This window comes from Streptomyces mexicanus (assembly GCF_902506575.1).
GTDB classification, from domain to species: Bacteria; Actinomycetota; Actinomycetes; order Streptomycetales; family Streptomycetaceae; genus Streptomyces; species Streptomyces mexicanus.
In genome coordinates this window covers 1125606-1137626 of the sequence record NZ_LR732544.1, presented here as the reverse complement: position 1 = coordinate 1137626, position 12021 = coordinate 1125606, and the positions used below count along the sequence as shown (strand labels likewise).

The following is a 12021-nucleotide window of genomic DNA, read 5'->3' as shown; positions in this document are numbered from 1 at the left end:
CGGTGGGCCGCCCCCGGCGTGACCGCCACGTCCGCCACACCTCTGACGACGGCACACGGGCGTCACGACGCACCGGACCGGCGCACCCGTCCCCGACCCCACCGGAACGGCACGCCCGCCCGCGCCACCGACCCCGGGGGACGCGCGCGAACGCCCCCTCGGCGCACCGGGCGAACCGTCCCCCGCCGGACGCCCGGCGCACCGCCCGCGCACCCGACCGGCGCACGGCAACCCGACCGGCGCACCCACACACCCGGAGCACCTTTTCGTGAGCGACACCCCCCGTCGGCCCCGCAGGCCCGCCAAGCCCTACCGCCGGCCCCAGAAGGACCCCGTCCGCATCCTCGCCTTCGAGGCGCTGCGCGCCGTGGACGAGCGGGACGCCTACGCCAACCTCGTCCTGCCGCCGCTGCTGCGCAAGGCGCGCGAGAAGGAGGGGCCCGAGAAGTTCGACGCGCGGGACGCCGCGCTCGCCACCGAGCTGGTGTACGGCACGCTGCGCCGCCAGGGGACCTACGACGCGATCCTCGCCGCCTGCGTGGACCGTCCGCTGCGGGAGGTGGACCCGCCCGTCCTGGACGTGCTCAGCCTGGGCGTCCACCAGCTGCTCGGCACCCGCATCCCCAGCCACGCCGCCGTCTCCGCCACCGTGGAACTGGCGCGGGTCGTGCTCGGCGACGGGCGGGCCAAGTTCGTCAACGCCGTGCTGCGCAAGGTGGCCCGGGACGACCTCGACGGCTGGCTGGAGCAGGTCGCCCCGCCCTACGACGAGGACCCCGAGGACCACCTCGCCGTCGTCCACTCCCACCCGCGCTGGGTCGTCTCCGCCCTGTGGGACTCCCTGGGCGGCGGGCGCGCCGGCATCGAGGAACTGCTCGAGGCCGACAACGAGCGCCCCGAGGTCACGCTGGTCGCCCGGCCCGGACGCGCGGCCCCCGAGGAACTGCTGCGCGAGGAGGCCGCGGTGCCCGGCCGCTGGTCGCCGTACGCCGTGCGGCTCACCGAGGGCGGCGAGCCGGGCGCCGTGGAGGCCGTACGGGAGGGCCGTGCCGGCGTTCAGGACGAGGGCAGCCAGCTCGTCGCGCTCGCCCTGGCGAACGCACCCCTGGACGGCCCCGACGAACGCTGGCTCGACGGATGCGCCGGGCCGGGCGGCAAGGCGGCCCTGCTCGCCGCGCTCGCCGCCGAGCGCGGAGCCGTGCTGCTCGCCTCGGAGAAGCAGCCGCACCGCGCCGGGCTGGTCGCCAAGGCGCTCGCCGGGAACCCCGGCCCCTACCAGGTCGTCGCCGCCGACGGCACGCGCCCGGCCTGGCAACCCGGCAGCTTCGACCGGGTGCTCGTCGACGTGCCGTGCACCGGGCTCGGCGCCCTGCGCCGGCGCCCCGAGGCCCGGTGGCGCCGCCGCCCGGAGGACCTGGACGGCTTCGCGCCGCTCCAGCGCGGCCTGCTGCGCACGGCGCTGGAGTCGGTCCGCGTCGGCGGCGTCGTCGGCTACGCCACCTGCTCGCCGCACCTCGCCGAGACCCGCGCGGTCGTCTCCGACGTGCTCAAGCAGGTGCCCGCGGCCGAACCGATCGACGCCCGCCCGCTCCTCCCGGGCGTGCCGGCGCTCGGTGACGGCCCCGACGTGCAGCTGTGGCCGCACCTGCACGGGACGGACGCGATGTACCTGGCGTTGATCCGCAGGACCGGCTGAGACCCGGCGGGAGCACGGCGCGTGCGCGTGGCGCGTACGCACGTCCGCGTCCAGGGGCGCCCGGCCCCGCGCTCGCCGACGAGGGCCACCCCTCACTCGCCGGTGAAGGCGACCCCGCGGTCGCGGGCAAAGGCGGCGAAGAGGGCGAAGACGTCGAAGACGGCGAAGACCACGGCGGGCCCGTCGCCCGCAGGCCTCCCGCGCACCGCCGGACCGCGTTCCGGCCGGGCACGGCGGCATGGCAGGCTTGGGAGCATGGCCGTGCAGATCAACCCCCGCCTCCCGTCCGCGGGCTTCGCCCGCCTCGCCGAGGAGGCGAAGGCGGTCGAAGGCGCCGACTGGCTCCACGTCGACGTGATGGACAACCACTTCGTCCCCAACCTCACGCTCGGCGTGCCCGTCGTGGAGTCCCTGGCCCGGGCCACGGACACCCCGCTGGACTGCCACCTCATGATCGAGGACCCCGACCGCTGGGCCCCGCAGTACGTCGAGGCGGGCGCCTCCTCGGTCACCTTCCACGTCGAGGCCGCCGCCGCCCCGGTCCGGCTGGCCCGCGAGATCCGCGCCAGGGGCGCGAGGGCCTCCATGGCGCTCAAGCCCGCCACGCCCATCGAGCCCTACGAGGACCTGCTCCCGGAGCTGGACATGGTCCTGATCATGACGGTCGAGCCCGGCTTCGGCGGCCAGGCGTTCCTCGACATCATGCTGCCCAAGATCCGCCGCACCCGGGAGCTGATCGGCAAGCACGGCCTGAACCTGTGGCTCCAGGTCGACGGCGGCGTCTCCGCCTCCACCATCGAGCGCTGCGCCGAGGCCGGCGCGGACGTCTTCGTCGCCGGCTCGGCCGTCTACGGGGCGGACGACCCGGCCGAGGCGGTCCGCGCGCTGCGTCAGAGCGCCGAGACGGCCACCGCCCAGGCGTCCTGGGCCTGCACCCATTAGGGTCCGCCCGGCGGACCCTGGGCATCAGCTACGTGAACGGCTCCCTTCAGGGCTGATCGAGTGCGCCGGATCTGCAAGGATGAACGGCGAATCCAGAGTGTGAACAGCAGTGCAGGGAGGAGAGCGCCGTGTCGGGTATGTCAGCGGGCCGGTCAGCAGTGCGGATGGGACCCGCTGAGCTGGTTCAGGCGGCGGCCATGGCCCGCCGTTTCTACCTCGAGGGCAAGTCCAAGATCCAGATCGCCGAGGAGTTCGGGGTCAGCCGGTTCAAGGTGGCCCGGGTCCTGGAGACCGCTCTCGAACGGGACCTCGTACGCATCGAGATCCGTGTGCCGGCCGAGCTGGACGCCGAGCGCTCCGACGCGCTGCGCGCCCGCTACGGCCTCAGGCACGCCGTCGTCGTCGAGTCCCCGGCCGACGCCGAGGAGACCCCCGACCCGGAGAACCTCGGCGAAGTCGCCGCCGACCTGCTCGGCGAACTCGTGAACGAAGGGGACGTGCTCGGGCTGGCCTGGGGCCGGTCCACCATCCACATGGCGGCGGCGCTCGACCGGCTGCCGCCGTGCACGGTCGTGCAGCTGACGGGCGTGTACGACGCCGGGACGGCCGAGCGCGGCTCGGTGGAGGCGGTCCGCCGCGCCGCCCAGGTCTCCGGCGGCGACGCGCACCCCATCTACGCGCCCATGCTGCTGCCGGACGCGGCCACCGCCGCGGCACTGCGCAACCAGACCGGGATCGCCCGCGCCTTCGAGTACTTCGACAAGGTCACGGTGGCCTGCGTGTCCATCGGCTCCTGGGAGCCGGGCATCTCCACCGTGCACGACATGCTCAGCGACGACGAGCGCGCCCACTACGCCTCGCTGGGCGTGGCGGCCGAGATGTCCGCGCACCTCTTCGACGCCGAGGGCCGCCGCATCGGGCGGGACCTGGGGGAGCGGTGCATCACGGTCAAGGCCGACCAGCTGCGCCGTATCCCGGAGGTGGTGGCGATCGCGGGCGGGCAGCGCAAGGCGCCGGCGATCGACGCGGTGCTGCGCTCCGGCCTGGTCACCAGCCTGGTCACGGACACCTCGGCCGCCGACTACCTGATGACGGCCGGACCCATTCCGAAGCCCGCGCTGAACCGGGCGGACCCCGACGGGTGCTGACCGGTCCCGACGGACCCCGGCAGGGGGGCGCCCGCACCCGGGGCGCCCCCGAGGCACGAGCGGAGGCGGTGCCGAGATGAGCGAGGAAGACCTCGCGGACAGGCTCCTGGTGACCCTGGACCTCGACGGTGTCACGGACAAGGCCGCCCTCATGGACCGCGCCGCCCGCGCGCTGCGGCTGCCCGACTGGTTCGGCCGCAACTGGGACGCGCTCGCCGACTGCCTCGGCGACCGCACGGTGTGGCCCGCGGCGGCCGCCGAGCGCGGACTGCTGCTCGTCGTACGGGGCTGGCGGGGGTACGCCGAGGCCGACCCCGAGGAGTGGCGGATCGCCCAGGAGGTGTTCGCCCAGGCCGCGGAGCGCACCCGGGCCATCGCCGTCGCCCTGCTCCTTGGAGGTTCCTCCTAGACACCGGCTGACCAGCCTGGACGTTGCGACAGGGCATGCGGCGCCGTCCGGCATGGGACAATGAAGTACGTGCTCTTTCCCCCTGGCTGTCCTGTCGGGGGGCCACCTTTGATCGACTGGGATGTGCAGCACGTGCGTTTCCTCAACGACCTCCAGCCCCCGTACGACCTGACGTACGACGACGTCTTCATGGTGCCGAGCCGCAGCGCGGTCGGCTCGCGTCAGGGCGTGGACCTCAGCTCCCCGGACGGCACGGGCACCACCATCCCGATCGTCGTCGCCAACATGACCGCCATCGCCGGCCGCCGCATGGCCGAGACCGTGGCCCGCCGCGGCGGCCTCGTGGTCATCCCCCAGGACATCCCGATCGACGTCGTCACCGACGTCATCTCCTGGGTCAAGAGCCGTCACCTCGTGCTGGACACCCCGATCGTGCTGGCCCCGCACCAGACGGTCGCCGACGCCCTCTCCCTGCTGCCCAAGCGCGCGCACAACGCCGGCGTGGTCGTCGACGGCGACCGCCGGCCCCTGGGCGTCGTCACCGACCAGGACCTGACCGGCGTGGACCGCTTCACCCAGCTCGAAGTGGTCATGTCCAAGGACCTGCTGCTGCTCGACGCGGACATCGACCCGCGCGAGGCCTTCAACACCCTCGACGCCGCCAACCGACGTTACGCGCCCGCCGTCGACAAGGACGGCCGCCTGGCCGGCATCCTCACCCGCAAGGGCGCCCTGCGCGCCACCCTGTACACCCCGGCCACCGACGCCGCCGGCAAGCTGCGCGTCGCCGCCGCCGTGGGCATCAACGGCGACGTGGCCGGCAAGGCCGAGCAGCTGCTGGACGCGGGCGTGGACACGCTCGTCATCGACACCGCGCACGGCCACCAGGAGTCGATGATCGGCGCCATCAAGCTGGTCCGCGACCTCGACCCGCAGGTGCCGATCGTCGCCGGCAACATCGTCTCCGCCGAGGGTGTGAGGGATCTCATCGAGGCGGGCGCGGACATCATCAAGGTCGGTGTCGGCCCCGGCGCCATGTGCACCACCCGCATGATGACCGGCGTGGGCCGGCCGCAGTTCTCCGCCGTGCTGGAGTGCGCCGCCGAGGCGAAGAAGTACGGCAAGCACGTGTGGGCCGACGGTGGCGTCCGTCACCCCCGCGACGTGGCCATGGCCCTCGCGGCGGGCGCGTCCAACGTGATGATCGGCTCCTGGTTCGCGGGCACCTACGAGTCGCCGGGCGACCTCCAGCAGGACGCCAACGGCCGCCTGTACAAGGAGTCCTTCGGCATGGCCTCCGCGCGTGCCGTGCGCAACCGCACCTCGGAGGAGTCGTCGTACGACCGCGCCCGCAAGGCGCTGTTCGAGGAGGGCATCTCCACCTCCCGCATGTTCCTCGACCCGGCCCGCCCGGGCGTGGAGGACCTGATCGACTCGATCATCGCGGGCGTCCGCTCCTCGTGCACCTACGCCGGTGCCGCCACCCTGGAGGAGTTCGCCGACAAGGCCATCGTCGGCATCCAGAGCGCGGCCGGGTACGCCGAGGGCAAGCCGCTGCACGCCAGCTGGACCTGATCCCGGCCCCTGTTCCCGTTCGTACGGCCCCTGTCCGCCCGTCCCCCGGGAGGACAGGGGCCGTACGCATGCCCGCACACCGGGACACATCGCCCGTGCACCGTGCAATGGTCTGAACCTCCCGCGCAACGAAGATCCGCGCAGCCCGCCAGAACGCAATGATCGTGCGGCAGCACGCAAGGTTGCTGCGTTACGCTCGTGAAGCACGGCCTCGTAAGGTCTGCGCAGTACACGGCGTGGCGGGGACCCCGCTCGGTGGTCCCCGGGGACGGGGTGCCACCGGTCCCCGCCGCCCCCACCACCCCAGCGACAAGGAGCCGCGCGTGCTCGACCAGGGCGCACCCCCGCAGCACAGCAGAACCACCGTCCCCCTCTCCGCCGGGGCGCGCCTGATGCGTCGCAAGCCCGTGGAACGCCTGGTCGCCGAGGGTGGCCAGGGCGAAGGCGGCTCACTGCGCCGCTCCCTGGGTCTGTGGCAGCTCACCATGATCAGCATCGGCGCCACCCTGGGCACCGGCATCTTCGTGGTGCTCGGCGAGGCCGTCCCCAAGGCCGGTCCCGCCGTCACGCTGTCGTTCGTGATAGCCGGCCTGACGGCCCTGTTCTCGGCCCTGTCCTACGCCGAGCTGGCCGGCACCATCCCGGTCTCCGGCTCCTCCTACTCGTACGCATACGCAACGATGGGCGAGCTGATCGCCTGGGTGTGCGGCTGGTGCCTGATCCTGGAGTACGGCGTGTCGGTGGCCGCCGTGGCCGTCGGCTGGGGCGAGTACCTCAACGAACTGCTGAAGGGCACCATCGGCGTCACCCTCCCGACCGCGCTGTCGGCGCCGCCCGGCGACGGCGGCGTGTTCAACCTGCCGGCGCTGATCGTCGTGCTGCTGGCGATGGTCTTCCTGCTGGGCGGCGCCAAGGAGTCCGCCCGCGCCAACACGATCATGGTCTGTGTGAAGATCGCCGCGCTGGTGATGTTCTGCGCGATCGGCGTGCAGGGCTTCCGCTCCGGCAACTACTCCCACTTCATGCCGCTGGGCATGAGCGGTGTCAGCGCGGCGGGCGCGACGCTGTTCTTCTCCTACATCGGCTTCGACGCCGCCTCCACCGCCGGCGAGGAGGCGAAGGACGCGCAGCGCGACCTGCCCCGCGCGATCATGCTGTCGCTGGTGATCGTCACCGCCCTGTACGTGCTCGTCGCCGCCGTCGCCGTGGGTGCCAAGCCCTGGCGGCAGTTCAACGACTCCGAGGCGGCCCTCGCCCAGATCATGCGCGAGGTCACCGGTCAGAGCTTCTGGGGCACCCTGCTGGCCTTCTGCGCGGTCATCGCCATCGCCAGCGTCGTGCTGACCGTGCTGTACGGCCAGACCCGCATCCTGTTCGCGATGTCCCGCGACGGCCTCGTGCCCAAGGTGTTCTCCAAGGTCCACCCGAAGAGCGGGGCGCCCCGCGCCAACACGCTGATCGTCTCCCTGTTCTGCGGTGTGCTGGCCGCCGCGATCCCGCTGGGCCAGCTCGCCGACGCCACCAGCATCGGCACCCTGTTCGCGTTCGCGCTGGTCAACGTGGCCGTCGTGGTGCTGCGCCGGACCCGCCCGACGATGCACCGCACCTTCCGGGTGCCGCTGTCGCCCGTCCTGCCCGCGCTGGGCTTCTTCTTCTGCATCTGGATGATGGGCAGCCTGTCCACGGTCACCTGGGTGGTCTTCGGGGTCTGGATGGCCGTCGGGCTCGTGTTCTACTTCGTATACGGCTACCGCCGTTCCCGTCTCGCGGCTCCGCCGAGCCCCGCGACGGCGCAGAAGTAGTACCCGCCCGAGCCCGAAGAAGTGACCCACACCCCGTGCTGAACGATCTCGACGAACGCATCGTGCACGCCCTCGCCGAGGACGCCCGCCGCTCCTACGCGGACATCGGGCAGCTCGTCGGCCTCTCCGCGCCCGCCGTGAAGCGGCGCGTGGACCGGCTGCGCGCCACCGGAGCCATCACCGGTTTCACCGTCCGCGTGGACCCCACCGCGCTCGGCTGGGCGACCGAGGGGTACGTCGAGATCTACTGCCGGCGCAACACCTCGCCGGAGACCATCCAGCGGGGCCTGGAGCGCTACCAGGAGGTCGTGTCCGCGTCCACCGTCACCGGTGACGCGGACGCGATCGCCCAGGTCTTCGCCGCGGACATGCGCCACTTCGAACGCGTCCTGGAACGCATCGCCGGCGAGCCGTTCGTGGAGCGGACGAAGTCCGTCCTGGTCCTCTCCCCACTGCTGCGCCGCTTCTCCTCGGGCTCGCCGACCTAGGGCACGAGCCCTGCCTGCCGCACAGTGCCCCTGCGCCCCCTGGAGGGGGCCGGGGGCACACTTGTGTCCCCGGACCCGACCACCCGCCGCCGCACCGGCCCCCCCCCCCCCGTCCGTCCGCGCTCCCCACCGCTCCCCGAACCCCTCCGTTCTTTCGTGCAAGGAGTCCGCACCCCATGACGTCCACGGTGCCCAACGCCGTCGAGCACGCAGACGAGCAGCAGCCGCCGATCACCATGTTCGGCCCGGACTTCCCGTACGCGTACGACGACTTCCTCGCCCACCCGGCGGGCCTCGGCCAGGTACCCGCCACCGAGCACGGCACCGAGGTGGCGATCATCGGCGGTGGCCTGTCGGGCATCGTGGCCGCCTACGAGCTGATGAAGATGGGCCTCAAGCCCGTCGTCTACGAGGCGGACCGGATCGGCGGGCGGCTGCGCACCGTCGGCTTCGAGGGCTGCGACGACGCGCTGACCGCGGAGATGGGCGCGATGCGCTTCCCGCCGTCCTCCACCGCCCTGCAGCACTACATCGACCTGGTCGGCCTGGAGACCAAGCCGTTCCCCAACCCGCTGGCCGAGGCCACCCCCTCCACCGTCGTCGATCTCAAGGGCGAGTCGCACTACGCGAAGACCATCGACGACCTGCCGCAGGTCTACCGGGACGTCGCCGAGGCCTGGAACCGGTGCCTGGAGGAGGGCGCCGACTTCTCCGACATGAACCGGGCCATCCGGCACCGGGACGTCCAGCGCATCCGCGAGATCTGGTCCAAGCTGGTCGAGAAGCTCGACAACCAGACCTTCTACGGGTTCCTCTGCGACTCCGAGGCGTTCAAGTCCTTCCGGCACCGCGAGATCTTCGGCCAGGTCGGTTTCGGCACCGGCGGCTGGGACACCGACTTCCCCAACTCCATCCTGGAGATCCTGCGCGTCGTCTACACCGAGGCCGACGACCACCACCGCGGCATCGTCGGCGGCTCCCAGCAGCTGCCGCTGCGCCTGTGGGAGCGCGAGCCGGAGAAGATCGTCCACTGGCCGTACGGCACCTCGCTGAAGTCCCTGCACGTCAACGGCGAGCCGCGCCCGGCCGTGACCCGCCTGCACCGCAGCGCGGGCAACCGGATCACCGTCACCGACGCCAACGGCGACATCCGCACCTACCGGGCGGCCGTGTTCACCGCCCAGTCCTGGATGCTGCTGTCCAAGATCCAGTGCGACGACGAGCTGTTCCCGATCGACCACTGGACCGCGATCGAGCGGACCCACTACATGGAGTCCTCCAAGCTCTTCGTGCCCGTGGACCGGCCGTTCTGGCTGGACAAGGACGAGGAGACCGGCCGGGACGTGATGTCGATGACGCTCACCGACCGGATGACCCGCGGCACCTACCTGCTCGACAACGGGCCGGACAGGCCCGCCGTCATCTGCCTGTCCTACACCTGGTGCGACGACAGCCTGAAGTGGCTGCCGCTGTCCGCGAACGAGCGGATGGAGGTCATGCTGAAGTCGCTGTCGGAGATCTATCCGAAGGTCGACATCAGGAAGCACATCATCGGCAACCCGGTGACGGTCTCCTGGGAGAACGAGCCCTACTTCATGGGCGCGTTCAAGGCCAACCTGCCCGGCCACTACCGCTACCAGCGGCGCCTGTTCACCCACTTCATGCAGGAGCGCCTGCCCGAGGACAAGCGCGGCATCTTCCTGGCCGGCGACGACATCTCCTGGACGGCCGGCTGGGCCGAGGGCGCCGTTCAGACCGCGCTGAACGCGGTCTGGGGCGTCATGCACCACTTCGGTGGCCGGACCGACCCCTCCAACCCCGGCCCGGGCGACGTCTACGACGAGATCGCGCCCGTCGAGCTGCCCGAGGACTGAGCCGAAGACCCGGTGCGGGCGGTCAGAGCCCGGCCGCCCGCGCCTTCTCGTACACCTCCGCGGCGACGTCCTTCAGCTCCTCGGCGTCCCGGACGCTGCTCTGCAGGTCGATCAGGATCTCCTCCATGCCGATGGCCGCGTGGGCGAGCAGGTCCTCGACGATCTGGTCGGCGCTGCCGTGGAAGGGCTGACGGCCCTCTCCCTGGTGGCCCTTGGCCGTGTAACGCGTGTTCGCTCGGAGCACCGTCTGGATCGGCTGCTGCCGTCCGCGCTCGGCGGCCAGGTCCCGCAGCGCGTCCCACTGGGAGGCGATCTGCTCCACGCCCATGCCGACGGGCAGCCAGCCGTCGGCGTGCTCCACGAGCCGTTCGCGCGCCTTGCGGGAGCCGGCGGCCAGCAGGATCGGGATGGGCCGGGCCGGCTTGGGGCCGATCGCGGCCGAGTCGATCTCCGTGATCCGCCCGTGGTAGCGCACGGGGTCCGGGCCCCAGACCGCCCGGCACACGTCGATCACCTCGTCGAGCACCTGCCCGCGCTCCTTGATCGGCCGGATGCCGCTGGCCGCGTACTCGTCCAGGGACCAGCCGGTGCCGAAGCCGGCGATCACCCGGCCGCCGCTGGCCGCGTCCAGCGAGGCGAGGGTCTTGGCGAGCTGGAACGGCAGGTGCAGCGGCGCCACCAGCACACTGCTGCCCAGCCGGACCCGTTCGGTGGCCGCGGCGGCCAGGGCGAGCGTGACCAGCGGGTCGGCCACGTGCCGGTAGGAGTCCGGCCAGGGCAAGCCCTCGATGCCGTACAGCCCCTGGGTGGCGGGCTCGGGGAACAGGGCCCGCTCGTACACCCACACGCTGTCGTAGCCGATGCGCTCCGCGGTGCGGGCCACCTCGGGCACGTCCCTGCCCAGGTCGTACTGGTGGTTCTGGGGGAGGCCGAGGCCCAGCCGGGTCGCCATGGTGTCCTCCTTCGTGATCAACCGTGTCCACCGAGCAACGTACAGTGATCGCGTCGGAGTTCCCCGCAGTACGCGGTGTCGTGGCTGAATCGCGCGGGTGTTCCCCGGACGCCCGGATGCCTGGACGCCCGCACGGTCGGACCCGGACGCCCGGACCGGCGGACGCTCCGTGAGGGCCGGACCGGGCCGGCGGCGGCGCGTTTCCCCGGTCGGCCGGGCGGGGGCGGGTTCCCTGCCGGTACGGCCGGGTCCGCCCGTCCGGTCAGTCCGGCAGCGGGGTCAGCATCATGCGCCCGGCGAAGCCGACCGCCGCGTCCAGCCGCTGGGTGAACTCCTCGGCCACCTCGGGCAGCCGGCGCAGCGCCCACAGCGCCCGGGCGGCCGACCAGGCGGCCTCGCGGGCCTGCTCCAGGCTCCACGCGCCCAGCAGATGGGTGAGCGGGTCGGCGATCTGCAGCAGGTCGGGGCCGGGCATCAGGTCCTCGCGGACCCGTTCCTCCAGGGCGACGAGCAGGTCGCCGACGCGCTCGAAGTCGCTCTCCAGATCGGCCGGTTCGCACTCCAGCGTGCGGCACGCGTCCACGACGGCGAGCGCCAGGTCGTGGCCGATGTGCGCGTTCACCCCGGCGAGCGCGAACTGCAGCGGACGGATCCCCGGATGCCGGCGGAACTGGATCAGCGGCCGCCAGCAGGCGGGCACGCGCCGCCCGTCGGCCGCCGCGTCCACGGCGGTCAGGTACCGCTCGGCGAACCGCACGTCCAGGGTCGCGGTGGCCGGCGGATCGGTGAACCGCCCCGCCGTCAGACGCCGCGCCACCTCCTCGGTGACGGCGAGGTAGACCCGGTTGAACACCGCGATCCCGTCCCGCTCCGGCAGTGCGGCGGCCAGGTCGCGCATCCGGGCGACCACCGCGTCCACTGTGTCCGGGCGACGGGTGAGTTGTGCCGATTGCCCCATGCGGGCAGGGTCCCAGCCCCGGCCCGCGACCGGCGCCGACCGGCCTCGCACTTCCCCAGAACGGGGGAATGTGCGCGTGTCGCGGAGCGGGTGGGGCGGGCGCCGGGGTTACGGCGGTTACGGCCGGGGCTACGACTGGGCCTGCTGGAGGCAGGGTCTACGACTCGGCCCGCTGGG

At 72.6% G+C, this 12021-nt stretch carries 10 protein-coding genes; 8 read left to right on the top strand and 2 right to left on the bottom strand.

Annotated elements, in window-relative coordinates; genetic code table 11:
* Positions 1-268 precede the first annotated feature (268 nt).
* The 8 genes from GV126_RS05170 to GV126_RS05135 all read left to right on the top strand — a co-directional run bounded on the left by GV126_RS05170 (position 269) and on the right by GV126_RS05135 (position 9934).
* Complete coding sequence (locus GV126_RS05170) at positions 269-1696, top strand: RsmB/NOP family class I SAM-dependent RNA methyltransferase (RefSeq protein ID WP_159663102.1); 1428 nt, start codon at positions 269-271, stop codon at positions 1694-1696.
* Between the two features lie 255 nt (positions 1697-1951).
* Positions 1952-2638 carry a ribulose-phosphate 3-epimerase gene (gene rpe / locus GV126_RS05165; protein WP_159663100.1) on the top strand — a complete coding sequence of 229 codons (687 nt, stop codon included), beginning with the start codon at positions 1952-1954 and terminating at the stop codon, positions 2636-2638.
* Positions 2639-2802: 164 nt separating this feature from the next.
* Positions 2803-3786 carry a sugar-binding transcriptional regulator gene (locus tag GV126_RS05160; RefSeq protein WP_236569886.1) on the top strand — a complete coding sequence of 328 codons (984 nt, stop codon included), beginning with the start codon at positions 2803-2805 and terminating at the stop codon, positions 3784-3786.
* A 76-nt stretch (positions 3787-3862) separates the two neighbouring features.
* Positions 3863-4195, top strand: a complete 333-nt coding sequence (locus tag GV126_RS05155; protein ID WP_159663098.1) for a barstar family protein — start codon at positions 3863-3865, stop codon at positions 4193-4195.
* A gap of 132 nt (positions 4196-4327) precedes the next feature.
* Positions 4328-5770 (top strand): GuaB1 family IMP dehydrogenase-related protein, encoded by a 1443-nt coding sequence (locus GV126_RS05150; RefSeq protein ID WP_185948235.1) that lies wholly within the window; start codon positions 4328-4330, stop codon positions 5768-5770.
* Between the two features lie 323 nt (positions 5771-6093).
* Positions 6094-7572, top strand: coding sequence for an amino acid permease (locus GV126_RS05145; RefSeq protein WP_159663094.1), 1479 nt, complete (start codon positions 6094-6096; stop codon positions 7570-7572).
* A gap of 35 nt (positions 7573-7607) precedes the next feature.
* Positions 7608-8060, top strand: a complete 453-nt coding sequence (locus GV126_RS05140) for an Lrp/AsnC family transcriptional regulator (RefSeq protein ID WP_028423081.1) — start codon at positions 7608-7610, stop codon at positions 8058-8060.
* A 176-nt stretch (positions 8061-8236) separates the two neighbouring features.
* The gene (locus GV126_RS05135; RefSeq protein ID WP_159663092.1) at positions 8237-9934 is read left to right on the top strand and encodes a flavin monoamine oxidase family protein; all 1698 of its coding nucleotides are present in this window, start codon (positions 8237-8239) and stop codon (positions 9932-9934) included.
* 22 nt (positions 9935-9956) lie between these two features.
* Here the strand turns inward: GV126_RS05135 and GV126_RS05130 are convergent, their stop codons facing one another.
* Together GV126_RS05130 and GV126_RS05125 are read right to left on the bottom strand one after the other, a co-directional pair.
* Complete coding sequence (locus tag GV126_RS05130) at positions 9957-10886, bottom strand: LLM class F420-dependent oxidoreductase (protein ID WP_159663090.1); 930 nt, start codon at positions 10884-10886, stop codon at positions 9957-9959.
* A gap of 262 nt (positions 10887-11148) precedes the next feature.
* Positions 11149-11844: a DUF5995 family protein gene (locus GV126_RS05125; protein WP_159663088.1), complete on the bottom strand. Its 696-nt coding sequence runs from the start codon at positions 11842-11844 to the stop codon at positions 11149-11151.
* Between the last annotated feature and the right edge of the window lie 177 nt (positions 11845-12021).